This is a genomic window from Cytobacillus sp. EB106-05-05-XG126, assembly GCF_058791715.1.
This window is the reverse complement of the sequence record NZ_JBYTDU010000001.1, coordinates 1,357,016-1,381,291: the sequence shown is the minus strand read 5'-3', so window position 1 is coordinate 1,381,291 and position 24,276 is coordinate 1,357,016. Positions and strand designations below refer to the sequence as shown.

Sequence of the window (24,276 nt, the reverse complement as noted above, 5' to 3'; positions counted from 1 at the left end):
ATCATGATTAATATAATGTTAGTGGATGATCATACTGTATTAAGAGACGGAATTCGAAGTATCTTGGAAATAGAAGAGGACTTGCTCCTGATAGGTGAGGCAGATTCAGGAGATGGATTGCTAAAGCAATTGGATACTATTGCGCCGGATGTAATCGTGTTGGATATTAATCTTCCTAATAAGAATGGAATTGAACTCATTTCCCTTATCAAGGCCAGGTATCCTGCCTGTAAAATACTAATCTTAACTATGTTTGATCATGATGAATACTTTAAATCTGCCCTGAGAGAAGGGGCTGACGGATATTTGTTAAAGGATGCTTCTTCCATGGAAGTTATCGACGCAATACGAAAAATATATCAAGGAAATTCTATTATACATCCTAAAATGGCAAGTAAATTAATTTCTTATCACCGTATCCATAACGACTATGCCATTCAAAATAATGAATTGACCAAAAGGGAAAAGGAAGTGCTCAATCAGTTGGTCAGAGGAAAGTCCAACAAGGAAATAGCCGCACAACTATCAATAAGCGATAAAACTGTAAAAATTCATGTCAATAAAATATATAAAAAACTAAATGTGAATAGTCGTTCACAAGCCATTATCTATGCTGTGCAGAATAAATTGGTGCCCTATTTAAATTAAAATTTCCCTGCCGCTAAAGGCAGGTTTTTTGGTTATTAATGCTATAAATGACCGGACCAGTGTTATATTCAATCTAAATCCTTTGTACTAGTTCGACCTAAAATATTTTGTCTATATAAATAGAACAAACACTCAATATTCAAAATTGATTAATTCTACCATAATAGTTACATAAAGATGAATGTAAATATTATTACAGAAATGTTAATTTCTTATGGGTAGAGGGGTGTGCCGAATCATGTGTAAGGAGGATCTAATTGAAATTGCTCGAAGTAAAATGATTAATAGTATAAGGGAAAATGGATTCTTGAGTAAAAAGACCATCCAACTCAGCCAGGAATTGGACGTGTATATATGGGAGCAGCAAAAACAAAAGATAAATACGAAATTTCTGAAGAAAAAGTAATTTTCGTGTAGATGTAAGGGCAGTGCAAAGCGTACCATTTAGAAGATTATGATATCGAGAGTTTTAATATACCAAAAACAAATATTTTAAATCACACTTTTGTAGTGGAAATTGATTCTTTGTTAATGGAAAAAGAAATAATTGTTAACTGGACAATCGGGAAATTTGGATCACGTGTGTGCAGCCAACCTTTCTGAAAAAAATATAAAGCTACTATTTTATAGGGTGTAAATACAGGCTGGAAGGAGTATTTAAAAACGAAATAAATACTAAAAGCTATTGACTTAAAATAAATTCAGGTGATATAGTCTACTTAAATTCAAAAAATTCCGGCGATTGCTGCAGGAAGTTACAGCCTAGAGGTGTGTTTTGTGGTTAGATTAAAGGATATTGCGGAGTATGTTGGCGTTTCTATTTCTACTGTTTCCAGAGTCATTCAGAATGACCAGACACGGAATGTTAACCAGGAAACGAGGAATAAAATCTGGCAGGCTGTCAAAGAGCTGGGGTATACACCCAATCAGCATGCAAGAAATCTGGTCAGCAACAGACAAAATAAAAGTGATGCCAGGACAATGAAAATTGGCTGGGTAGCCAATCCTACACAGGCTGAATTAAATCCATACTTTTCTAATATCTATACTGGTATTCGTGATACTTTAACGGAAAATGATTATACATTAATAAGTATTACAAAGGATGAAATTGAAAATGAAGCACTTCTTCTTAAGACCATTCACGATCTCGGGATTGAAGGACTGCTGCTGATCGACAGCATTGATGAGAGCTTAATTGACTACATACAGCAAACAATTCCTGTTGTGGGACTTGACTTCTACTATTCCGATAAAGATATTGCCATTATAGATTATAACCGTGTGGCGGCATTGGAAAAAGTTGTCCAGCATTTAGTGAGTCTGGGTCATCGTGATATTGGTTTTATCGGAGGAGGAATTAATGAATCTTTTCATAACTTGAATGAAGAATTAAGATTTAAGGGTTATCAATCTGCTATGAAAGAAGCAGACCTTTCAATTCGAGATGAATGGGTTATTAATACCAGATGGAAAATGGAAAACAGCTATGAGGGAATGAATCAGCTCCTTAAAAGCAGTCCGGGAGACTTGCCGACAGCTATGGTTTGTGCAAGTGATTTAATGGCATTAGCTGCAATGAGAGCAGTTATAGAAAATAATTTAAGAATCCCCGAAGATATTGCTTTCTTTGGAGTAGATAATATAGAAATGGGGAAATATTCATCACCGCCGCTGTCAACAGTAGAAATCCCTAAATATGAAATGGGAAAAATGGCAGCTAAAACGATTATGGAAATGGTAGAGGAAAAAGTAGTTCTGCCAATCAAAATTATTTTACCATTTGAGTTAGTTATTCGTGAATCAACATCTTCAAAAAAACGGACCTAGCCGGTTCTTTTTTTAAAAACGTTTGGAAAACGTTTGGATATAATTCGGAAAATTTTCCGGGTTTATTTGGCTTAATAGAGAGGAGAAATTTTCATGAAGACAATGACAGCGCTCCTAATAGGAGCTGGGGACAGAGGGGCGAGAGCATATGCACCTTATGCACTCGATTATCCGCATGAATTAAAGATTGTTGCTGTTGCGGAACCCAATAAGGAAAGGAGAGGGAGGATTCAGCAAGAACATCAAATTCCAAATGAAAATTGCTATGATTCATGGGAAGAGATCTCACAGCTGGACAAACAAATTGCCGATATTGCCATTATCTGCACCCTTGATAGAAATCACTTCAAAGTGACCATGAGAGCTTTAGAGCAAGGGTATCATGTCCTTCTGGAAAAACCAATGTCACCAGACCCGATAGAATGTATATTAATGGAACAACAAGCTAAAACATATGACCGGCAGCTGACGATCTGTCATGTGCTAAGGTATACCGACTTTTGGAAAGCTATTAAAAAGGTAATTTCCAGAGGGGAGATTGGTGAAGTTGTATCTCTTCAATTAAATGAAAATGTCGAAGTTATGCATATGTCACACAGTTTTGTAAGAGGCAATTGGAATAACAAAGAAAAATCAAGTCCGATGATTCTCCAGAAGTCATGTCACGACATGGATATCATTTCATATGTACTGGGAAAACCATGTAAACTATTAAGTTCGTATGGATCCCTGATGCATTTTAAAGCGGAAAATGCCCCGGAAGGAGCACCATTGCGATGCTTGGATGGATGTCCTGCCGAGCTGGAGTGCCCTTTCCATGCAGGAAGGTATTACCTTGGTGAAGGAAGAGGCTGGGCAAAAAAATTTACAGAAGATTATACAAATAAAGGCATACTTGAAGCCTTGAATGGAACGCCTTATGGAAAGTGTGTATATCGTTCAGATAATAATGTTGTCGACCATCAGGTTGTAAATATGGAATTTGAGGGAGGAGCAACCGCTGCCTTCAGCATGTGCGGTTTTACAAGAGAACAAACTCGAATCGTTCAAATAATGGGAACCAAAGGTGAAATCCGCGGAAACATGGAAGAAAATAAAATCTCAATTTTTGATTTCCTGACCAGGCAGGAAACAGTGATTCATTTTGATCAGCCAGTAGGCGGCCATGGCGGAGGAGACCGTGGAATAATGAGACTATTCCTGGAAGAAGTAAGGAATGGCAATAAGGAGGATAGTGTTTCTTCTGTTTCCGCATCTGTAAGAAGTCATTTAATGGCATTTGCAGCGGAGGAGTCACGGTTAAACCAGGGTCAATCTATCAATATAGATGAATATTATCATGGTTTAGTTGGGAATATTCAAGTTTAAAAGTTTGTAAACACAGCTATTTATGCAGTGTTGCAATATATTTCGACCAGTTAAGATTATATCTTAATGCAGAAATCAGAGTATCCGGAAAACGTTATCCAAGGAGGTGGTAAACGTTATAAATACCTTTCGTCCATAACATTTTTATTCATCTAGAGATAAACCCTTATGTTTGGAGTTAGGCAAACAAAAACTTTAGGAAAGAAGGGAAATGGGATGAAGAAATGGATCATCATGCTATTAATCGTTGTATTGGGTGTGATTGGCCTATCAGGCTGCAGTGATAATGATGCAGCATCCGGCGGAGGAAAAGATGGCAAGGTTGAGATTACGTATGGATTCTGGGATAAAAAGCAGGTTCCTGCGATTGAAGAAATTATAAAGTTATTTAATGAAAAACATCCGGACATTAAAGTGAATACAGAAATCACACCTTATGGCCAATACTTTCAAAAGCTTGAAACAGCGGCAACGGGCGGTGCTTTGCCAGATGTTTTATGGATGAATGGAGCACACGTTGTTCAGTATGCAGAAGGGAAGGTCATTCTTCCATTAAGTGAAATGGCGGAAAAGGACAACTATAGCTTAGAAAATTATCCGGAATCATTGATTGAGCTATACACGGTAGATGGAGATATTTATGGGATTCCAAAAGATTACGATACAACTGGGCTATGGTATAACAAAAAAATCTTTGATGAAGCCGGAGTATCCTACCCGGATGAAACATGGGATTGGGAAAAATTGAAGGAAGCTGCGAAACAGTTGACTGACAAAGAAAAAGGAATTTGGGGCTATGCGGCATTAATGGGCAATCAAGGCGGATATTATGATTTCATCTGGCAAAATGGCGGCTATATCATTTCTGAGGATGGCAAGTCCGCAGGGTTCGACAAACCTGAAGCAATCGAGGCATTAAAATACAATGTCAGCTTTATTAAAGAAGGGCTCTCTCCAACTCAAGCGCAGATGACCGAAACGGCTGCTTCTGAATTATTCTCATCTGGAAAGATAGCGATGATGTTTGATGGTCCTTGGATGGTTCCTGAATATAAGAAAAATCCCGATTTAGATGTAGCGGTGGTTCCACAAGGGAAAAAACGTGCCGTTTCTATTCACGGGCTTTCCAATGTAATATCTTCGAATACAAAGCATAAAGAAGAAGCTTGGAAGTTTGTTCAATTCCTTGGTTCAAAAGAAGCAGCAGAAGTCTTTGCCAAAACGGGAACCGTCATTCCGGCATTTAATGGTACACAGGATGCATGGAAAGAATCAGTCCCTAATTTAAACCTTCAGGCATTTATTGATGGAGCAGAATATTCAGTTCCTCTGCCAAGTGTGGAAAACACAGGGGAAATCTGGCAGTACGAAACAGATGTACTTAAAAAGGCCTGGAGTGAGGAAATAGGTATTGAAGAAGCAGCAGAAGAGCTGACAAAGAAAGCAAATGAGGCATTGTCCAAGTAATTACTAATTGAAGAGAAGGATTTTGCTATTCTTCTCTTCCATTTATATAAGGAGGGATGACTTTGAAGGAAGTACCTCTTCAGACAGAAGTAAAATCAGCCAAAAGGATAAAAGTTTCGAGCCTCGCCAAAACAAGGAAGCGTTCAGACTATTTTTGGGCTTATCTTATGATTGCACCTACAATGCTGGGACTGTTTATTTTTTATCTCTGGCCCATTGTTCAGAATTTTTACTTTAGCTTCACCGAATGGGGTGCATTTGGACAGTATGAGTGGACAGGCTTAGACAATTATAAGAGATTGCTTGAGGATGCAACTCTTCTGCAAGCATTTAAAAACACAAGCATCTATATTATTTTTACCGTGCCGATTGGGATTTTCCTGTCCATTATTGTGGCTGTTCTTTTAAATCAGAATATCAAAGGTAAATCTATTTATCGGACTTTGTATTTTTTACCAGTAATTACTATGCCAGCTGCCATTGCGATGGTCTGGAAATGGCTTTATAACGCAGACTACGGGATGTTTAATTATTTATTATCCTTGGTTGGAATTGAAGGGCCGCAGTGGGTAAGTGATCCTAAAATTGCTTTATATTCGATTATTGGGGTAGCGATTTGGAGCGGTATTGGCTACAATATGGTCATTTTCCTTTCAGGGCTGCAGGGCATTCCAAAGATGTATTACGAGGCAGCAGAAATAGATGGGGCAGGTCCTGTCACTGTGTTTTTTAAAATTACACTGCCGCTGCTTTCACCAGTTATTTTCTTTGTGTCCATTATGTCACTGATTGGTGCCTTTCAAGTATTCGACTTGATTTTCATGATGATTGGAAAAAGCAGCACGGCGCTTGAAAGTACACAGTCCATTGTTTATTTGTTCTATCAGCATGCATTTGTACTAAACGATAAAGGATATGCTGCGGCTATTGCAGTTCTTTTATTAGCGGTCATTTTAATAATTACAGCCATCCAGATGGTTCTTCAGAAAAAGTGGGTTCATTATGATTAAAGGGAGTGATGCCGATGGACAGAGCACATAAGCTTATTACAAGTAGAACATTCCTTTTCCATTTCATCCTGATTATTGGGGCTGCAGCAATGGTTCTGCCTTTCTTATGGATGATCCTTACCTCGTTAAAGACGTATGCTGAATCGATTCAAGTACCCCCGGTTTTGATTCCTGAGGATTTTCAGTGGGGAAATTATAAAGAGGTATTTGGACTCCTGCCCTTTTTCAAATTTATGTACAATACCGTAATTATTACAGTTCTGCGGACAGTCGGCCAATTGTTCCTATGTTCATTAGCTGCTTACGCTTTTGCCAGAATTTATTTTCCAGGGAGAAACATTCTGTTTTTGTTAGCGCTTACTGTTTTAATGGTGCCTGGGCAAGTTTTCCTATTGCCTCAATATATGATTATGGTGAAATTAGGCTGGCTCAATTCTCTGCAGGCAGTTATTGTACCCGGTTTATTCAGCGCGTTTGGCACGTTTCTATTGCGGCAGTTTTTCATGGGACTTCCTAAAGAATTGGAGGAGGCCGCCAGACTTGATGGCTGCAATCATTTCCAAATTTATTGGAAGGTGATGCTCCCGCTTGCAAAGCCGGGTCTAATCGCTCTTGGGATCTTTACTACACTCTGGAGCTGGAATGAATTAATGTGGCCGATGATTGTCAATAGTTCTCCTGAGTCTATGACTCTATCAGTGGGATTATCCTCACTTCAGGGGCAGTTTTTGACCAATTACCCAATTCTAATGGCTGGATCTTTCTTAGCCATCCTGCCAATGCTGATATTGTTTATCTTCCTGCAGAAGCAGTTTATTGAAGGTATTGCTGTTACGGGAGGGAAATAAGGGAGCACATTAGCTATTAGATCTATTAAACCTAACCTACAACCATCCTAATTTTTTTAGAATGGGTTTTGGAAATATTTAAATAAAATGTGCTTATGGTTAATAGGGCCTAAAAATATAAACATACAAAAAAATTTTTGTCGGAAAAGAGTAAAGAAAAAACAGGGTTGTTGGGTTGACACGTTAACAGGTAATGATATAATTTAATTAAATTTTCTAACATTAGGTTTCCTAAAGCATAAACACGGAGGAATTTAGTTAAATGAAACATTTGCAGCATGATAGTATTATCCCGCTTTATCATCAACTTAAAGAGATTTTAAGGGAATCGGTTGACAATGGCAACTGGAATACAGGAGATAAAGTTCCTTCTGAGAATCAATTAATGGATGAGTATGGAGTAAGCAGGAATACAGTCAAAAAAGCGATCGAAGAACTTGTTCAGGATGGGGTTTTGTACAGAATTCAAGGTAAGGGCACGTTTGTATCAAAGCCAAAGTTTCAGCAGCCTCTAATGGGATTTTATAGTTTTAGCAAAGTGCTTAAAGAACATGGAATGAATCCAAAAGATATTATTTTAGATATTCGTGAAGTCAAGCCCACTGCAAAAATTAAAGAAGGGCTGCAAATGATAAGTGATGAATGTGTCATTGAATTAAAGCGGTTGAGATGTGCGAATAATGAACCCATAATACTTGAATCATCCTTTTTTACGAAAAAAACTGTCCCAGATATGGCTAAATTAAATGAAATTGGTCCAGTTTCGTTATATGATTTGCTCGAACAGCAATTCAATGTTGTCATCACACGTGCCAAAGAAGCCTTTGAGCCTGTTTTAATCCGTGCAGATGAAAGCGAGCATCTTCAGACGAAGGAAGGTCTCCCGGCTTTATTACTGGAAAGGACAGCATTTGATAAAGAGGGAAACCCTGTTGAGTTTTGCCGATCTATTGTACGTGGGGATCGTTGCCGTTTTTATACAGAACTAACATAACTGATATTAATGACTCATAGTTCCAAGGCTATGAGTTAAATATTCTTTTAACTTGTACCAACAACCCGACTACCCATTGACTGTTAATAATGAATAATAAAAATAACCGAGAAGATTATATAGAAAGGAGAAGGAATAATGACAGCATTAGTAGCCGACATAGGCGGTACAAAAGTTGCTTCTGCCTTGGTTTCTAATAAAGAAAAATCTTTAAAACATCGAATGCAGGCTGAAAGTGTATCACTTGATGAAAATGCATTATTTGATTGTATACTTGCCATGTTTTTTCAAATATTGGAAGCCGAAAAACTAAAACCTGAAGAAATAAGGTTAATTGGATTGGGGATTCCAGGCAAGGTGGATTCGGTAAATGGTCTTGCTGTTTATCAAAATAATCTTCCGTGGAGGAATTTTCCACTTAGAAACAAATTCAAAAAATACTTTCCTAATGCAAAAATAGCGATGGATAACGATGTTTACATGGCAGCTTATGGCGAATGGATTGAATGGGAGATGGAAAAGGAAACCTTTGCATATGTAACGGTTAGCACTGGTATTTCCGCATGTCTTTTATCAGAAGGCAAGTTTCTGCGCGGAGCTGGAATTGCTGGCGAAATCGGTTTGACTCTTTTAGAGAATGGTGATGATCTCATAAGTTTAGAGAATCTTGCCTCCGGAACTGCTATTAGGGAAAGTGCGAAGAAATTATTAAATCCGCAATTAACCTCAGCTGGTGTTATGGATCTTTATTATCGGAAAGACCCTATTGCAGAGAAAATAATTCAAAGAGCTGCAAAGTGCATAGCAAGAGGATTACATCAAATTTTTACTTTAATTGATCCTCATTTAGTGGTGATGGGTGGAGGCGTTATTATTAACCAGCCTGAATTCTTAACTCTTATTAAACAGGAACTAGAACACATGGTGCAAAATCCGCTTCAAAAAGGGATTGAGGAAAGGATTCAGTTAAGCAAGTTGAAAGGTGATGCTGGATTATTCGGATGTCTTTATACAGCTGAGAGACAAAGGTTGGAAAAGAATCCATCATAACAAAGTAGATAACTAGAATGGAGTGAAAAACTATGAGTTTTGTGAAAAGTTTACATGATGAAGAAATAAAAGGGGCTAAACACACTGTAAAAGAGATTTATCAACAACCAGATCTTTGGCTTCAGACAGTTGGAATTATTGAAAAACAAAAAGTGGAAATTGAGCATTTTATCAGCGAAAAGATACATTCCAACAAGGCACGGATTATTTTTACTGGTGCAGGAACATCTGCATATGTAGGGGATACTTTATCGCCTGTATTGCGAAAAGAACTCCCTAATCAAATTGACTCAATCTCGACTACCGATATTGTTACCAATCCCTTGAATTATTTTAAGAAGGAAGTTCCTACTCTACTTGTCTCCTTTGCTAGAAGCGGAAATAGTCCTGAATCAGTTGCTACATACTTTTTAGCTAAGAAACTGATTAACAATATAAGCCAAATTATCATCACATGCAATCCTGAAGGACAGCTTGCAAAAGAAGCTGGAAAAGATGAGAATACCTTGGTCCTTCTAATGCCAGAAGAATCAAATGACCAGGGCTTTGCAATGACCAGCTCTTTTAGCTGTATGTACATATCCGCTCTTCTGACTTTCCAATTGGATCGATTGGAAGAGTTTAAGAGAAAAATAGAAGTAGTTTCTGAGAATGCAAAAAGAATATTAACCCAGCAATATAAAACGGTTAAGAATCTTGTCAGCCTCAATAAGAAAAGGGTTGTGTATCTTGGTTCGTCAACATTAAAAGGGTTGTCACAGGAGGCAAGTTTAAAGCATCTTGAACTTACATCCGGAAAAATACCAACTTTTCATGAATCGGTTCTTGGATTTAGACATGGTCCCAAGTCACTGGTTGATGACGAAACGCTGATTTTTGTTTTCCTATCTAATGATCCTTATACAAGGAAATACGAGATTGATTTATTAAAAGAGTTAAAGAATGACGGCGGCAGTAAAACAGTTGTGGCGGCTGCAAATACAAATAATAAAGAAATCGAAGAAATATGCGACTGTGCTTTTATTATTCCTCAGCAGGAGAATATTCACCTTGATGATCATCTGGTTGCTTTGAATTACTTAGTTATTGGTCAGTTATTTGCGTTGTTTAACTCCATCCACCTGGGTGTGACACCTGATAACCCTAGCCCAACCGGAATGGTTAATAGGGTTGTTAAAGGAGTTAACATATATAACTTTTAAAAAAATAGGGGGAATACAAAGTGCCAAACATTTTATTGACTCGTATTGATAACCGTCTTGTCCATGGTCAGGTAGGTGTTACCTGGGTTAATCACCTTGGGGCTAACCTAATTGTTGTAGCCAATGATGAGGTTGCTGAAGATGAAGTACAGCAAGACTTAATGGAAATGGTAGTCCCTGAAGCAATCGGTGTCCGTTTTTTCTCGATCCAGACAACTGCAGACATTATTCATGATGCATCTGAAGATCAAAATATATTCTTAGTGTCTAAAACTCCTCAAGATGTTCTGAGGCTGGTTGAAGGAGGTGTTCCGATCGACAAAGTGAATATTGGAAATATGCACTATTCTGAAGGGAAGACACAAATTTACTCGACCGTTTCTGTTGATGATGCTGACAAAGAAGCATTCCGCAAACTAAAAGAACATGGTGTGAAACTCGAAGTGCGCCGTGTTCCTGATGAAAGGCCAGATGACATTTATAAATTCCTTTAAGGAAAAGGATGGTGTGAAGGATGGATCAGGAAATATTGCTTCAGGCATTGTTGATTGCCATTTGGGCAGGTATTGCCGGCATCGACTTGTTTAACGGTTTGTTTCACATTCACCGCCCCATTGTAACTGGAGTCATTGTTGGGTTAATTCTAGGCGATTTGCCTACTGGTGTGATGACCGGGGCTGCAATTGAATTAGTATGGGCAGGAATGGTACCGCTTGCAGGAGCTCAGCCTCCAAACGTTGTAATCGGCGGAATAATTGGTACAGCATTTGCGATTTTAACTGGACAGGAGCCTCAGGTTGCAATAGGAGTTGCCGTTCCATTTGCCGTTGCAGTCCAGGCTTGTATCACATTAATGTTTACGGCCTTTTCACCTGTCATGCATAAAGCTGACAAGTATGCCGAAGAAGCAAATACAAAAGGAATCGACAGGATTAATTACCTTGGAATAGCAACACTATTCGTTTTCTATTTTGTGGTTGCATTCCTTCCAATCTACTTTGGAGCTGATGCAGCCAAGAGTGTAGTCGAATCACTTCCTGCCTGGATCATTGCAGGTCTCGGTACAGCTGGCGGTATGATGGCAGCCATTGGGTTTGCCATGCTGCTGAAAATTATGCTGAAGAAACAGTATATTGCCTATTTTATAGTTGGATTCATCCTTGTTACGTATTTACAAATGCCGATTATTGCTGTCGCGCTAATCGGTCTGGCAATTGCTATGTATGATTTTTATAAAACATCTGGCGGCCAGGGAGCTGCTATGAGGGGGGCGAGAGGCCGTGGCATCTGAAAATGCAGCGATTGAACCGGAAATTTCTGTTCAGGCAAACAATCCTGAGTTTTATGAAGATTCTTCAGCCGAACAGTTAATTACAAAAAAAGACCTCAACAAAATGGTCTGGCGCTCACTATTGCTTCAGGCATCTTTCAACTATGAAAGAATGCAGGCAGCAGGCTGGCTATACTCTATTCTTCCAGGGCTAAAGAAGGTTCACAAAAATAAGCATGACCTTAGTGAATCAATGAAAAGCCATATGGAATTCTTTAATACCCATCCTTTTCTAGTAAACATCATTATGGGAATTGTCCTCGCAATGGAGGAGAGAAAACAAAACCGCAATACCATACGTGCTATCCGGGTTGCCATGATGGGTCCCCTGGGTGGTATCGGGGATGCCTTGTTTTGGTTAACACTTCTGCCTATTTGTGTTGGTATAGGTGCTTCGCTCGGAGCAGCTGGCAATCCAATAGGTGCACTAGTGTTCCTTATTATATTCAATGTCGTCCATTTTGGACTGCGCTTCGGTCTTATGCGATATGGCTATAATGCTGGAACCAATGCCATCAGCTCATTAAAAGAAAACACCAAGAAAGTGTCTCATGCTGCCTCTATCGTTGGCTTGACAGTGGTAGGCGGGCTTATTGCCTCATTTGTGCAGTTAAAGGCAAATCTGGTCATTCATGCAGGCAAAGCTGAAATTGCCCTGCAGGAAGATTTGCTGGATAAGATCATGCCAAACATGCTGCCGTTAGGCTATACCTTATTAATGTATTACTTGCTAAAAAGAGGCTTGTCCCCTGTTATTTTAATTCTGATTACAGTTGTTATTGGCATTATTGGCAAGATACCATTCCCATTCGGCACTATTCTTTAAACGGGAGTGAGGAGGAAAAATAATGAACGGTTTAATTGTTTCAGGGCATGGTTCCTTTGCTGCAGGTCTTCACTCTTCAGTGAAGTTGATTGCAGGGGAACAGCCGCGGATAGAGTATGTTGATTTCTTAGAATCAGAATCTACATCAGATCTTGAAGTAAAGTTGAAAGCAGCATTGGCAAACTTAAAGAGCTGCAATGGGGTACTCGTTCTGTGCGACCTTGTTGGAGGTTCGCCCTTTAAAACGGCTGTTTCTCTAACAAACGACAAACAGGATACAGCTGTTATTGGCGGAGCAAATCTGGCAATGGTTATGGAAACCGCCATTTTGAAAGACAATGTCTCCATAGACGAACTAAAAGAAATAGCCATCACTTCAGGAAAAGAAGCGATAAAATGTTTCCAGAAATCAGGGCGTCAAAAGAAAGACGGGGCAGGTATTTAATGGAGGCTATTTTTGCAGACACAATTTATACCCCTAACCGCCGAATACATTCGGGATATGTTGTTTATGAGAATGGACTAATCAAGGATCTGACGAATGAGAAACCAGACTGTCAGATACATGATTTCTCGGGATTTGCCGTTATCCCTGGGCTCATTGATATTCATATACATGGAATTTCAGGGAAAGACACAATGGATGCAACACCGGAAGCTTTGCAGGAGATTTCGTTATCTCTTGCAAGGCATGGTGTGACTTCTTTTTTGCCCACAACCCTAACGGACGATTTTGAGAAAGTAAAAGCTGCCGTAAGAGAGATTGGCAGACAAATTGGAAATACTGCTGGAGCAGAAATCATTGGTTCCTATGTTGAAGGACCATATATAACCCCTGAGCATAGAGGGGCGCATCCTGTGAAATACATGCGGGAAATAACAATTGAAGAACTCGATGAGTTGATAAAAGCTTCGCAAAATACGATAAAAATTCTAACGTTGGCACCGGAGAAGACTATGGCTATAGAGGTTATTCCATATCTGAAGGATAAAGGTATCCTTGTCTCGATGGGACATACAAATGCAGACTATGAAACTGCCAATCTGGCTATTGAATACGGAGCAAATATTTCAGTTCATACGTTCAATGGTATGCGGGGATTCAGCCACCGTGATCCTGGAAGCCTTGGAGCATTCCTGACAAATGACAAAAACTTCTGTGAGTTAATAGCTGATTTGGAACATGTCCATCCTGCAGGAATTAATCTGCTTTACAAAACCAAAGGAGCAGACAAAATTCTTTTGATTAGTGACTCTATGGTTGCTGCGGATTTACCGGATGGGGAGTATAAACTGGGAAGCCAATCTGTCAGAGTAAGAGAAGGTATTGCCAGAACATTGGAGACTGGATCCCTGGCAGGCAGTACGACAAATTTAATGATGTGCATAAAAAACACCAAGGAGGTCCTTGGACTGCCGCTTGAGTGTATTTTGCCAATGGCTACAATAAATCAAGCTAAATTGCTCGGTATTGGGGAAGAAACCGGCACAATTGAAATTGGCAAGAAATTGAATGTTGCTGTAATAGATAAAGCATTCAATGTAAAAGCCACCTTTGTTAATGGAAAAGTTGTTTTTATGGAGGAGAAAAGAAAATGGGCAATAATAGAATTGTAAATACAGTAGAAATGTTCCATAAAGCCTCGGAAGAAAAATACGCGATACCAGCGTTCAATATTCACAATCTTGAAACATTTCAGGTTGTTGTTGATACTGCTGCAGAATTGAACTCTCCTGTAATCCTTGCAAGCACACCTGGAACAATTTCTTACTCCGGCGGTGACTATTTGGTGTCAATGGGAAGTGCTGCAGCAGAAAGATATGAGATTCCTATCGCACTCCATCTGGACCATTTTGAAAGTTTTGAAGAAATCAAGAAATATATAGATTTCGGTTTTAAGTCTGTGATGATAGATGCTTCCCATCATCCTTTCGATGAAAATGTCAAGATCGTAAAACAAGTGGTCGAGTATGCCCATGAACATGGGGTTTCTGTCGAGGCTGAATTAGGACGTCTTGGCGGAGTGGAGGACGACCTCGTCGTTGATGAAAAGGATGCAAAATTTACTAATCCGGAACAAGCTAGAGAATTTATAGAATTAACTGGGATTGACTCTTTAGCGGTTGCTATTGGTACTGCTCATGGCTTATACAAGGGAGAGCCAAAAATCGACTTCGAGAGACTGGAAGATATCCACTCTGTGGTTAATATTCCTCTCGTACTTCACGGGGCTTCCGATATCCCAGATGCGATGGTAAAGCGAACAATAAAACTTGGTATTTGCAAAGTAAACATTGCAACAGATCTTAAAATTCCATTCTCCAATGCCGTAAAACAATACTTTAATGAAAATCCTGACGCAAATGACCCTCGAAAATACATGACACCAGGCAAAGAAGCCATGAAGGAAGTAGTGGTTGAAAAAATCCTGATGTGTGGCAGCAATGGAAAAGCCTAGCATTTTAACCGTTACCCTTAACCCCGCTATAGATACTGTCTATCGCCTGGAATACCTTAAGACTGGAAGCAGCACACGTACGAAAAACCCCCTCAAATCCGCAGGGGGGAAAGGACTGAATGTTACAAGGGTTTTGAGCATTCTTGGAGAACGTGTGACCGCAACCGGTTTTTTAGGCGGAAGTAACGGAACCTTTATTCGGAATGAACTGGCAAAGCTGGGTGTGCGTAATGAGTTTGTTCAGATTGCTGGTGAAACAAGGCAATGTCTGGCCTTCATTGACAGCAGAAATAACCAAACAGAAGTTCTTGAGGAAGGGCCTTTTATTTCCAACGTGGAGCAGGAAGAGTTAAGGCAGCGCTTGCGTATCTTAATACCGGAAGCTCAAATCCTAATAGTAAGTGGTTCCCTGCCCTTTGGAGTATCGTCCAGTCTCTATCAATGGATGATAAAAGAAGCTAAAAATCATGGAATTAAAGTTCTTCTGGATACTAGCGGGGAGGCACTAGCCGAATCCCTGCCCTATGGACCTTATTTAATCAAACCTAATCGTGAGGAACTTGAAGGGATTCTTGGCCGTTCTTGCCAGCGAGAAGAAGAAATCTGGAACGCGATGGAGAAGATTGCTGAGAATGGCATAGAGGTTGTGATTGTTTCAGATGGTGAAAGGGGATCCCTAGTTTACTATAAAGGTAAAAAGCTGAAAGTAATATCTGCAGAGATTCGAGCAGTCAGCGCTGTGGGGTCTGGCGATTCTTTCGTTGCAGGTTTTGCCGCTGGACTTTCAAAAGGAAATTCTATTAGGGATACTCTGGTCCTGGCTTCTGCTTGCGGTGCAGCAAATGCACTGGAAGAAAGGACTGGATATATAAATCTGCAAAACTTGAATACGTTGATTGAACAAATCTCAATAAACTCAGCTTGGTCAGGCAGTTTATAAAATTTTTCAAAAGATCGAGGAGGTGCCGTATATTGTTAAGAAAGCGAAATAAACTGAAAAGATTTGCCTCTATATTTCTTTCATTCCTATTGGTCATATCGCTTATTCCAGTCAATGCAGCTGATGCTGAAGAAACTTCAAATACTTCTTCCATCGGCAAAGTTAGCGGGATACAAAAAGAAGGCAGTGATATTTATCTTGATTTCTCTTCTGGACAAGGAATTAAATTAAGCTTTCTGAAAGACAATGTTTTTAGGCTTCACCTGGATCCGAGCAGTGAATTTCCTGAATACCCAACACCAAACAAGCCTGACCATGTGACTAAAATCGTGGATAAAGATAAAAACGACTACCAAAAAGAATATGGAACCGTAAATGTAAAGGTAAAAGAAGATTCCGATTTTTTTAGGATATATACAAAGGTATTGGAACTGAAAATTTCCAAAACGGACTCAAGAATGAGCCTGATCAATAAACATAATAACAAGGTCATCTGGAGTGAAAAGGAGCCGCTTTCTCTTGAAGCGAATAGAGCCGTACAGACGCTAAATGCCAATGATGATGAATATTTCTTTGGTGGAGGCCAGCAAAACGGCTATTACTCCCACAAAAACAACAAAATTAATATCGCCATCGGAGGCGGCTGGGATGCCGGTGCAGCATCAAGTCCTGTTCCATTTTACTTGAGCACTGAAGGATATGGAGTGATGCGAAATACCTTTAAACCAGGTGTATATGACTTTTCCAAGATGGCAACGTTCACCCATCAGGAAAATCGTTTTGACGCTTATTATTTTGTAGAAGATTCCATTCCGGAAATTATCAATGAATATACCGAGCTGACAGGAAAGGCGGCATTAATGCCAGAATATGCCTTTTATTTAGGGCATGCTGATTGTTTTAATGGCACTCATAACGGCCATAAAGATCAGAGGACCCTGCTTGGTAAAGGCTTGGATACGTTAAATCAATATGTCACAAAGGATATGCCGCTCGGATGGTTTTTGCCGAATGATGGCTATGGATGCGGATATGGAGGGTTGGATAATTTAGGGGAATTTGCAGATGAAGCAAATGCCAAGGATGTGGAAGTAGGCCTATGGACACAAAGCAATTTATATCCAGACCCGAACCTGCCTGAGGACAGCCCATTACGCAGGGATCTTGATGGTGAGGTCAAGGCAGGAGTAAGAGCTATTAAAACGGATGTTGCATGGGTTGGACAGGGCTATTCCATGGCTCTTAACGCAACACGTCAGGCTGCTGAAGGAATCGAAAAGCAGGAAAACTCAGGCGGAGCGCGCCCGTTTGTGATTAGTCTCGATGGATGGGCAGGCACCCAGCGTTATGCAACCCTTTGGTCTGGTGACCAGTATGGAGGAGAGTGGGAATACATCCGCATGCATATTCCAACATACATTGGAGCGGGATTATCCGGCAATCCGAATGTTGGATCGGATATGGATGGGATTTTCGGAGGAGATCCAGTCATCCAGACAAGAGATTTTCAATGGAAGGCTTTCTCGCCAATTCAAATTGATATGGATGGATGGGCTTCATCAGGGAACGATTATAGCAAATCCAAAAACCCTTGGAATTATGGCGAACCTTATACTTCCATAAACCGCATGTATCTTAAGCTAAAAGCCCAAATGATGCCTTACATTTATACGATTGCAGAAGAATCCACTTCAACTTCGATGCCTTCTGTCCGGGGAATGATGCTGGAGTATCCAGAAGATCCATTTACGTATGGCACTGATACACAGTATCAATATATGTGGGGGCCAAATATGCTTATTGCGCCTGTCTACAATGAAAAGGATCATGAAGCTGGCGTAAGAAACGGAATCTACTTGCCGGATTCTAACCAGACTTGGATCGATTATTTTACAGGTGAGCAGTATCAGGGAGGAGCAGTTTTAAATAATTTTGACGCCCCATTGTGGAAGACACCAGTTTTCGTGAAAAATGGAGCAATCATCCCGATGGCACCTGAAAACAACTCGATTAATGAGCTGGATGGATCTGAAGCTCGAATTTTTGATGTATATCCAGCTGGAAAATCTGAATTTACTCTTTATGAGGATGACGGTAAAACAACTGAATACAAAACTGGAAAGAATACAAAAACCAAGATTTCATCTGTAGTCGCAAAGGATAAAGTAAAGATTACCGTTCACAAAGCAAAAGGAAAAGGCTACAAAGGAATGGTCAAGGAAAGAGGAACCGAATTCCTTGTAAATACACGTAAGCAGCCTGAATCTGTAAATGTAAAGGTTGGCGGCAAAAATATCAAATTGCGAAAAGCTTTAACAGAGGAAGAATACAGCCGCTCGGAAAATGTTTATTTCTACAATGAAAGCCCGAATCTTAATAAATATTCAACGGAAGACTCTGAGTTCGCCAAAACAAAGGTGACCACTGCTCCGAAGTTATTTGTAAAGATTGGGAAAACGGATATTACCAAGAATCAAGTGATGCTTACGGTAAATGGATTTAACAACGCTCAAGAAAAAGAAGTAAAAGATACAGAAGTGCCTGATGCGCCTTCCGGACTCGGAGCCGCAGATGAAAATATTACAGATAAAAGCATAAAACTTAATTGGAATAAAGTTGAAGGTGAAAATCTTTCCTATGACCTTAAAATTAATGGAATGATATACAAAAATGTTTATTTGGAAAAAGAAAATGAGGAGCCGTTTTTCGAGCACGATGGTCTAAACTTTGACACTGAATACAGATATAGTATCAGGGCAGTTAATACAAAGGGTGCATCAGACTGGAGTGATGAAATAACCGTAAAAACCAAGCTTGATCGATACAGAAACGTTCCGAAGAATATGACAGCCAGTGCTTCAAGCAATCAGCCTGGGAGCGAAGCCTTGAGAGCTGTAGACGGTGATGAGAATACACAATGGCATACAGCTTGGGGATCAGGAAACGTTCTTCCTCATACGTTTGAGATTGATATGAAGCTTGCCTATCAATTAGATAAGCTGGAGTATGTGCCTAGACCGGATGCAGGGAACGGAACAATTCTTAAGTATGACCTGGATGTCAGCCTTGATGGCAAGACATACAAAAATGTTATTGCCGATGGGACTTTTATTAGGAGCAATGAGACAAAAACGATTAATTTTAACGAAGAGGTAACTGCAAGGTATATTAAATTAACGATTAAGGATGCTGTGGGAAAATTCGGATCTGCACAGGAATTCAGACCTTACAAAAAAGATAAAACTGAAGGAATGGTAGTTGGTGAAAACATACCTAATGGTGCCATCGACGAAGAGGACCTGCTTTTCTTTGCCAGTTATATGGGTGTGGACACCACAGATACTTCTTGGAATCAGGTGTCTAAAGTTGATATTAACTATAATGGCGTGATTGATTCCTATGATTTAATGTATGTAGCAGGACAGCTTGGTGAGACACAGCTGCAGCCAACTAATCGTCCTGCAGCTGGATTGCTGAGCATTCGGCCTGATAAGCAGCAATTAAAAGCAGGTGAAGAGTTTACTGTCGAAGTTATCGGTGCAGGGCTGAAGGATATTAATGCTTTTAACCTTGAACTTGAAATAGATCCAAATAAGTATGACATCGTTAAAGAGTGTGAGGAAGAAACTGGCTGCGGCGAAAGAATTGTCAATTCTTCTAACACTACCCAGGATATGTTGAATTTTTCGATACTCGCAGGGATTGGCAATGATAAGCAACGAATTATGGCTGCTTTTTCAAATAAAGGCTCTCTAGAGACACTAGAAGGTACATCTACACTGGCCGCCATTAAGCTGAAAGCAAAGAAAGATTTGGAGTTTGATATTCCGATTACTAGATCCTTGCTTGTAAATACGAGTTTTGATGCCATCGATAAAATCGGCCATGTTTTAAAGCCTGGAGAAGAGCCTGGAGAAGTCGAGCAGCCTGATGAGCCGAAGGAACTGCTTTTGACAGCAAGGGATATCGTCGTATCTGGTGAAGCGGATAAAATGCAGGATGGAGCTGAGGCATTTCCTCGATTGATTGACGGTGAAATAAGTGAATCTTCCCTTGCTGAGCTAAAGTGGAGCATCACGGAAGCCGATGGTATTTCTCTGCCATTAGAAGTTGATTTTAGCTTTAATAGTCCTACAGTACTTACGAGATTTGAGGTATTCAACAGACCGTTATATACCAATGGAAAAATCAAAGTTCTCCGTGCAAAAGCTTATGATGAAGATGGGAATGAGTACGATTTGGGAGAAAAGGAGGTCCTCTCAACAGATAAATCTGTCACCTACCATTTATCTGAATATACTCAAATTCCAGATGGGAAAAAGCTTGCCAAAGTGAAAATTATTTTTGAAGAATCTCATAGCGGACCGCTTATGCTTTCGGTTTCAGAAGTACAATTCTGGGAGAGAAACGTCGCCAATTGAGAGCAATAATAAAAGAATTGAAGGAAGCCATGGATAGTTCCATGGTTTTCTTCGTTAGGATTTTAAGAGATCATTTAAAAAGGCATTCATATGTAAAAACGGATTTTTCAGACTAAATAGATAGAGGGGGTTTTCATGGTTATCTTGACTGGTAATGATCGATATGTTACCATAAGGTCACATAAAACATGTTACTATTTGGTCACGTGTTAATGATCATTATGGAAAGGGCCGATGGAATGTACGATGAATTATCCACCGTTTTTAAAGCATTGGGACATCCGATCCGCAGGGAAATTCTCGATATTCTTAAGATATCGCCAAGAACGACTGGAGAACTAGACGACCATTTTCCTGAAGTCACAAGGTATGCCATTATGAAGCATCTAAATATTTTAGAGGAAGGGAACTTGGTCTTGGTAAGGCGGGAAGGAAAATATAAAAGGCATTTTCTTAATGCGGTACCTCTACAGGAAGTGCATGAGCGCTGGGTTGACAAATACATGCAATCTACTGCCAGCTCGCTGCTTAATTTAAGGAGGACAGTAAGAGAAAAAGGAGGAGACAAAACGATGGAATCACCTAAGGATTTTCGCATTGAACAGGAGATATTTCTTGATGCACCACGTGAAGAAGTATTCAGAGCATTAACCGAAAAGGTGGAAGATTGGTGGGAGTTCCGCATAGCTCCAAAAGGAGTAACTTCCCACTTTACTTTTAAGGCAGTGATAGGCGGACAATTTATCGAAAATTGGGGTGAAAAAGAAGGTGCGGTGTGGGGGAATGTATATTATGTGAATGCTCCTGAAGAAATACGGCTGCATGGCCATCTTGGCATGCAGGGAGCTGTCAACAGTGCCTATACGTATCGGCTTCTTGAAAAAGAAGGTGGGACACTGCTTCAGCTTTCCCATACAGCTTCTGGTGTTATTCAGGACCAATGGGAAGAGGAGCATTCCAAGGGATGGGAATACTTGCTTGGCACCCTATTAAAAAACTACGTAGAAGACAATTAATTTAGGAGGCCGAGATGGTAGATGTTTTAACAGAAATAACAATTAATTGCCCTATTTCACAAGTTGCTGAATATGCCGCTAACCCTGATCATGCTCCTGATTGGTATGTGAATATAAAATCAGTTGAATGGAAGACACCAAAACCGCTCCAGCTGGGCTCCCAAGTTGCTTTTAAAGCAAAATTTCTTGGCAGGGAGCTTGCATATGTATATGAAATTGCTGAATTCATTCCTGAAAGGAAAATAGCTATGAAAACAGCAAACGGCCCATTTCCCATGGAAACCATCTATACATGGCAAGCTATCGATGAAAACCATACTCAAATGACTATAAGAAATAAAGGAAACCCAAATGGCTTTAATAAGATCATGTCTCCCTTCATGGCACCCATGATGAGAAGAGCAAATATGAAGGATTTGAAAAAAATCAAAGCCATTCTTGAAAAGTAATTTTATTTAATAACTTATTGCAGAATTCCTGTTGATACCTGTAAAAACTGTGCTGATCGAATCAACTCCTGGTGTTAAAGGCGGATACATCAATGTAAGCCGTTCTCGAAAAACTTCTTTTTTGGACGTGATTCGGGCCATTGAAGCGCAAACCACTTTTTCATTGTTCTTTGGAGGGTGATGATTTTCAATTGAAGTTTGCCTGAATGTAAAGGTGAAGATTGAAGCAGAGAAAAAGATGAAAGATGAGCTGAACAATAAGTATATTGCTGATATTGCAATAGAAATTGAGTTTGATTCACAAAAATGAGTCGCTTATAGCAAAGAAATGATAAATAGGAATATGTGGAGGGGCCGTTCTATATGTGAATGTCCCTTTTTAAGTTGTACTTTTTTACACAACCATTATAATAACCATGTAAGCGATTACAAGTTTGAGGAGGAGACTATGGGCAGATTAGTTCATTTCGAAGTTCATGTGGATGACATGGAGAGGGCCAAGAAGTTTTATGGCGAGGTATTCGGATGGTCATTTCAGGATTGGAGTGAGTATGCCGGAATGCCTTATTATGGAGCAGTGACTGGAAATGAAGAAGAGACGGGCATAAATGGTGCTTTGATGCAGCGCCAGGGACCGCCTCCAGGAGATAATCAAGCGATAAACGGATATTCCTGCACAATTGGCGTGGAAGATTACGATGCAGCGGAAGGCAGAATTCTTGAGAACGGCGGCACTGTCGCATTACCGAAGTATGCTCTTCCGGGAATGGCTTGGCAGGGGTACTATAAGGATACTGAAGGGAATATTTTCGGTATTCACCAGCCGGACGCAAATGCCAAGTAAACTTATCTAAACTTATAGCATCATATGGGAAAATACATAAATGAAAAAAGCCTTCTCCATCGCGAGAGGGCTTTTTTCATGGGGGAGCCAGCCAAAGGACTGGCTCCTCTAATTTCTATCAGGCACTGATTTTCACAATCTTGCCTTCCTTGCGTTTTTTTGCATATTCTGCAGTTGCTGTAAATAAAACATCTGATGAAGAGTTAAGAGCCGTTTCACATGAATCCTGAAGAACTCCAATAATGAATCCTACCCCGACAACCTGCATCGCTACGTCATCCGGAATTCCGAATAAGCTTGCTGCTAAAGGAATGAGAAGAAGGGATCCGCCTGCAACACCTGAAGCACCTGCCGCAGAAACAGCTGCTAACACGCTAAGGATTAGAGCTGTACCAAAATCCACTTGAATACCTAATGTGTGAACCGCTGAAAGAGTCAAAACAGAAATTGTAACAGCTGCACCAGCCATATTAACCGTTGCGCCTAATGGGATGGAAACGGAATACGTATCTTCATCCAGCCCAAGCTTTTCGCATAAGCTCATATTTACAGGAATATTTGCTGCTGAGCTGCGTGTGAAGAACGCTGTAATTCCGCTTTCTCGTAAGCATCTAAGTACAAGCGGATATGGATTTCTGCGAATATTTAAAAATACGATAAGCGGATTCACAACCAGAGCGATAAAGAACATGCAGCCCAGAAGGATGAACAGTAACTTGCCGTAATCCATCAGTGCTGAAAGACCATTGCTGACAATCGCATCAAACACAAGGCCCATAATTCCGATTGGGGCGAAACTTATTACCCACTTTACTAGAGTTGAAATGGCATCTGAGAAATTTGCGAGCAAGTTTTTTGTAGTGTCTGCTGCTTTTCTTAAGGCAATGCCAAGCAGGATGGCCCAAGTCAGAATGCCGATATAATTGCCATTGATCAGTGCATTGACCGGGTTGTCCACAACGTTAGTCAGCAGGGTTGTAAGAACTTCTGCTATCCCTCCAGGAGGTGTTACATCCTCTGCTCCCGGTGCAAGTGAAAGGGTAACAGGAAAAATAAAGCTTGCTACTACTGCGACAAGTCCTGCTAAAAAGGTGCTTACACCATAAAGAGCTATAATGGACTTCATATTTGTCTGCTGTCCGCTTCTATGTTTAGAAATGGCATGCATGACCAGGAAAAAAACCAATACCGGTGCCACTGCTTTTAATGCACCTACAAATAAAGTACCGAAGATAGAGACCCATCCCGCTGCTTTCGGAATAGTCAAAGCGAGGACAATACCTGCGATGATGCCCAGCAGAATTCTTTTTACCAGACTTATTTGGTTCCACTTGCTGATTGCGTTTTTCATTCGATTCCCTCCGAAATGATTATTATATAAAAGAGAATAATGGCTTATCACTGTTATTCGACAGTGATACTTGTTAGTTTAACACAAATATTATAAATTGTGTGATAAATTATTATATTGAAATATCTGTTAAACGGCTTTTTTTGAGATAGCCTGCTGATGCTATTGGTTTCATTAGATTATCTTTGTGGAATGATAATAAAAAATTCAATACTTTTTTTGC

23 protein-coding genes are annotated in these 24,276 nt (G+C 39.9%); 22 read left to right on the top strand and 1 reads right to left on the bottom strand.

From position 1 onward, the window contains the following. The first annotated feature begins 3 nt into the window (after positions 1 to 3). From AC3WTL_RS06880 to AC3WTL_RS06775, 22 genes are all read left to right on the top strand, one after another. On the top strand, positions 4 to 648 hold the full coding sequence (locus tag AC3WTL_RS06880; protein WP_222496879.1) for a response regulator: 645 nt from the start codon (positions 4 to 6) through the stop codon (positions 646 to 648). 214 nt (positions 649 to 862) lie between these two features. Beyond that, a complete protein-coding gene (locus AC3WTL_RS06875) occupies positions 863 to 1,054 on the top strand; it encodes a Spo0E family sporulation regulatory protein-aspartic acid phosphatase (protein WP_396021328.1) in 192 nt (63 codons plus the stop codon). Between the two features lie 371 nt (positions 1,055 to 1,425). Then, positions 1,426 to 2,478 (top strand): LacI family DNA-binding transcriptional regulator, encoded by a 1,053-nt coding sequence (locus AC3WTL_RS06870; protein ID WP_197214985.1) that lies wholly within the window; start codon positions 1,426 to 1,428, stop codon positions 2,476 to 2,478. A 93-nt stretch (positions 2,479 to 2,571) separates the two neighbouring features. Beyond that, positions 2,572 to 3,846 (top strand): Gfo/Idh/MocA family protein, encoded by a 1,275-nt coding sequence (locus AC3WTL_RS06865; protein WP_197214986.1) that lies wholly within the window; start codon positions 2,572 to 2,574, stop codon positions 3,844 to 3,846. Positions 3,847 to 4,062: 216 nt separating this feature from the next. Beyond that, a complete protein-coding gene (locus AC3WTL_RS06860) occupies positions 4,063 to 5,313 on the top strand; it encodes an ABC transporter substrate-binding protein (RefSeq protein ID WP_222496877.1) in 1,251 nt (416 codons plus the stop codon). 56 nt (positions 5,314 to 5,369) lie between these two features. Further along, the gene (locus AC3WTL_RS06855) at positions 5,370 to 6,323 is read left to right on the top strand and encodes a carbohydrate ABC transporter permease (RefSeq protein ID WP_396021327.1); all 954 of its coding nucleotides are present in this window, start codon (positions 5,370 to 5,372) and stop codon (positions 6,321 to 6,323) included. 14 nt (positions 6,324 to 6,337) lie between these two features. Beyond that, on the top strand, positions 6,338 to 7,171 hold the full coding sequence (locus tag AC3WTL_RS06850) for a carbohydrate ABC transporter permease (protein ID WP_197246269.1): 834 nt from the start codon (positions 6,338 to 6,340) through the stop codon (positions 7,169 to 7,171). A gap of 262 nt (positions 7,172 to 7,433) precedes the next feature. Continuing rightward, the gene (locus tag AC3WTL_RS06845) at positions 7,434 to 8,165 is read left to right on the top strand and encodes a GntR family transcriptional regulator (protein WP_222496876.1); all 732 of its coding nucleotides are present in this window, start codon (positions 7,434 to 7,436) and stop codon (positions 8,163 to 8,165) included. A 138-nt stretch (positions 8,166 to 8,303) separates the two neighbouring features. Then, on the top strand, positions 8,304 to 9,215 hold the full coding sequence (locus AC3WTL_RS06840) for an ROK family protein (RefSeq protein ID WP_197246265.1): 912 nt from the start codon (positions 8,304 to 8,306) through the stop codon (positions 9,213 to 9,215). A gap of 32 nt (positions 9,216 to 9,247) precedes the next feature. Next, a complete protein-coding gene (locus tag AC3WTL_RS06835) occupies positions 9,248 to 10,417 on the top strand; it encodes an SIS domain-containing protein (RefSeq protein WP_197246263.1) in 1,170 nt (389 codons plus the stop codon). Positions 10,418 to 10,437: 20 nt separating this feature from the next. Next, positions 10,438 to 10,911, top strand: coding sequence for a PTS N-acetylgalactosamine transporter subunit IIB (gene agaV, locus AC3WTL_RS06830; protein WP_222496875.1), 474 nt, complete (start codon positions 10,438 to 10,440; stop codon positions 10,909 to 10,911). 20 nt (positions 10,912 to 10,931) lie between these two features. Further along, on the top strand, positions 10,932 to 11,708 hold the full coding sequence (gene agaW / locus AC3WTL_RS06825; protein ID WP_163141513.1) for a PTS N-acetylgalactosamine transporter subunit IIC: 777 nt from the start codon (positions 10,932 to 10,934) through the stop codon (positions 11,706 to 11,708). Beyond that, positions 11,698 to 12,573 carry a PTS system mannose/fructose/sorbose family transporter subunit IID gene (locus tag AC3WTL_RS06820; protein ID WP_197246260.1) on the top strand — a complete coding sequence of 292 codons (876 nt, stop codon included), beginning with the start codon at positions 11,698 to 11,700 and terminating at the stop codon, positions 12,571 to 12,573. The genes agaW and AC3WTL_RS06820 overlap by 11 nt, the downstream gene beginning before the upstream one ends. 22 nt (positions 12,574 to 12,595) lie before the next feature. Continuing rightward, positions 12,596 to 13,018: a PTS galactosamine/N-acetylgalactosamine transporter subunit IIA gene (gene agaF / locus AC3WTL_RS06815; RefSeq protein WP_197207228.1), complete on the top strand. Its 423-nt coding sequence runs from the start codon at positions 12,596 to 12,598 to the stop codon at positions 13,016 to 13,018. After that, positions 13,018 to 14,190: an N-acetylglucosamine-6-phosphate deacetylase gene (nagA, locus tag AC3WTL_RS06810; RefSeq protein ID WP_492369239.1), complete on the top strand. Its 1,173-nt coding sequence runs from the start codon at positions 13,018 to 13,020 to the stop codon at positions 14,188 to 14,190. The genes agaF and nagA overlap by 1 nt, the downstream gene beginning before the upstream one ends. Continuing rightward, a complete protein-coding gene (locus AC3WTL_RS06805; RefSeq protein WP_197246257.1) occupies positions 14,169 to 15,032 on the top strand; it encodes a tagatose bisphosphate family class II aldolase in 864 nt (287 codons plus the stop codon). Before nagA ends, AC3WTL_RS06805 begins: the two co-directional genes overlap by 22 nt. After that, positions 15,019 to 15,972 carry a 1-phosphofructokinase gene (gene pfkB, locus AC3WTL_RS06800; RefSeq protein WP_492369238.1) on the top strand — a complete coding sequence of 318 codons (954 nt, stop codon included), beginning with the start codon at positions 15,019 to 15,021 and terminating at the stop codon, positions 15,970 to 15,972. Before AC3WTL_RS06805 ends, pfkB begins: the two co-directional genes overlap by 14 nt. Before the next feature lie 32 nt (positions 15,973 to 16,004). Then, positions 16,005 to 20,393, top strand: a complete 4,389-nt coding sequence (locus tag AC3WTL_RS06795) for a TIM-barrel domain-containing protein (protein WP_248347050.1) — start codon at positions 16,005 to 16,007, stop codon at positions 20,391 to 20,393. A 188-nt stretch (positions 20,394 to 20,581) separates the two neighbouring features. After that, positions 20,582 to 21,409 (top strand): SRPBCC domain-containing protein, encoded by an 828-nt coding sequence (locus AC3WTL_RS06790; RefSeq protein WP_226619123.1) that lies wholly within the window; start codon positions 20,582 to 20,584, stop codon positions 21,407 to 21,409. Positions 21,410 to 21,423: 14 nt separating this feature from the next. Continuing rightward, complete coding sequence (locus AC3WTL_RS06785) at positions 21,424 to 21,858, top strand: SRPBCC family protein (RefSeq protein ID WP_197246251.1); 435 nt, start codon at positions 21,424 to 21,426, stop codon at positions 21,856 to 21,858. Between the two features lie 31 nt (positions 21,859 to 21,889). Beyond that, on the top strand, positions 21,890 to 22,039 hold the full coding sequence (locus AC3WTL_RS06780) for a helix-turn-helix domain-containing protein (protein WP_197246249.1): 150 nt from the start codon (positions 21,890 to 21,892) through the stop codon (positions 22,037 to 22,039). Between the two features lie 267 nt (positions 22,040 to 22,306). Further along, positions 22,307 to 22,702 (top strand): VOC family protein, encoded by a 396-nt coding sequence (locus AC3WTL_RS06775; RefSeq protein WP_197246248.1) that lies wholly within the window; start codon positions 22,307 to 22,309, stop codon positions 22,700 to 22,702. A 118-nt stretch (positions 22,703 to 22,820) separates the two neighbouring features. Here AC3WTL_RS06775 and sstT read toward each other — a convergent pair whose 3' ends face one another. After that, on the bottom strand, positions 22,821 to 24,053 hold the full coding sequence (gene sstT / locus AC3WTL_RS06770) for a serine/threonine transporter SstT (protein WP_197246246.1): 1,233 nt from the start codon (positions 24,051 to 24,053) through the stop codon (positions 22,821 to 22,823). Positions 24,054 to 24,276: the final 223 nt, after the last annotated feature.

What these genes read in the sequence shown, in the direction of transcription:
- AC3WTL_RS06880 (WP_222496879.1), top strand. Translation starts at nt 4, where the DNA reads ATGATTAATATAATGTTAGTGGATGATCATACTGTATTAAGAGACGGA.
- AC3WTL_RS06875 (WP_396021328.1), top strand. Translation starts at nt 863, where the DNA reads ATGGGTAGAGGGGTGTGCCGAATCATGTGTAAGGAGGATCTAATTGAA.
- AC3WTL_RS06865 (WP_197214986.1), top strand. Translation starts at nt 2,572, where the DNA reads ATGAAGACAATGACAGCGCTCCTAATAGGAGCTGGGGACAGAGGGGCG.
- AC3WTL_RS06860 (WP_222496877.1), top strand. Translation starts at nt 4,063, where the DNA reads ATGAAGAAATGGATCATCATGCTATTAATCGTTGTATTGGGTGTGATT.
- AC3WTL_RS06855 (WP_396021327.1), top strand. Translation starts at nt 5,370, where the DNA reads ATGACTTTGAAGGAAGTACCTCTTCAGACAGAAGTAAAATCAGCCAAA.
- AC3WTL_RS06850 (WP_197246269.1), top strand. Translation starts at nt 6,338, where the DNA reads ATGGACAGAGCACATAAGCTTATTACAAGTAGAACATTCCTTTTCCAT.
- AC3WTL_RS06845 (WP_222496876.1), top strand. Translation starts at nt 7,434, where the DNA reads ATGAAACATTTGCAGCATGATAGTATTATCCCGCTTTATCATCAACTT.
- AC3WTL_RS06840 (WP_197246265.1), top strand. Translation starts at nt 8,304, where the DNA reads ATGACAGCATTAGTAGCCGACATAGGCGGTACAAAAGTTGCTTCTGCC.
- AC3WTL_RS06835 (WP_197246263.1), top strand. Translation starts at nt 9,248, where the DNA reads ATGAGTTTTGTGAAAAGTTTACATGATGAAGAAATAAAAGGGGCTAAA.
- agaW (WP_163141513.1), top strand. Translation starts at nt 10,932, where the DNA reads ATGGATCAGGAAATATTGCTTCAGGCATTGTTGATTGCCATTTGGGCA.
- agaF (WP_197207228.1), top strand. Translation starts at nt 12,596, where the DNA reads ATGAACGGTTTAATTGTTTCAGGGCATGGTTCCTTTGCTGCAGGTCTT.
- nagA (WP_492369239.1), top strand. Translation starts at nt 13,018, where the DNA reads ATGGAGGCTATTTTTGCAGACACAATTTATACCCCTAACCGCCGAATA.
- AC3WTL_RS06805 (WP_197246257.1), top strand. Translation starts at nt 14,169, where the DNA reads ATGGGCAATAATAGAATTGTAAATACAGTAGAAATGTTCCATAAAGCC.
- pfkB (WP_492369238.1), top strand. Translation starts at nt 15,019, where the DNA reads ATGGAAAAGCCTAGCATTTTAACCGTTACCCTTAACCCCGCTATAGAT.
- AC3WTL_RS06790 (WP_226619123.1), top strand. Translation starts at nt 20,582, where the DNA reads ATGTTACTATTTGGTCACGTGTTAATGATCATTATGGAAAGGGCCGAT.
- AC3WTL_RS06785 (WP_197246251.1), top strand. Translation starts at nt 21,424, where the DNA reads ATGGTAGATGTTTTAACAGAAATAACAATTAATTGCCCTATTTCACAA.
- AC3WTL_RS06775 (WP_197246248.1), top strand. Translation starts at nt 22,307, where the DNA reads ATGGGCAGATTAGTTCATTTCGAAGTTCATGTGGATGACATGGAGAGG.
- sstT (WP_197246246.1), bottom strand. Translation starts at nt 24,053, where the DNA reads ATGAAAAACGCAATCAGCAAGTGGAACCAAATAAGTCTGGTAAAAAGA.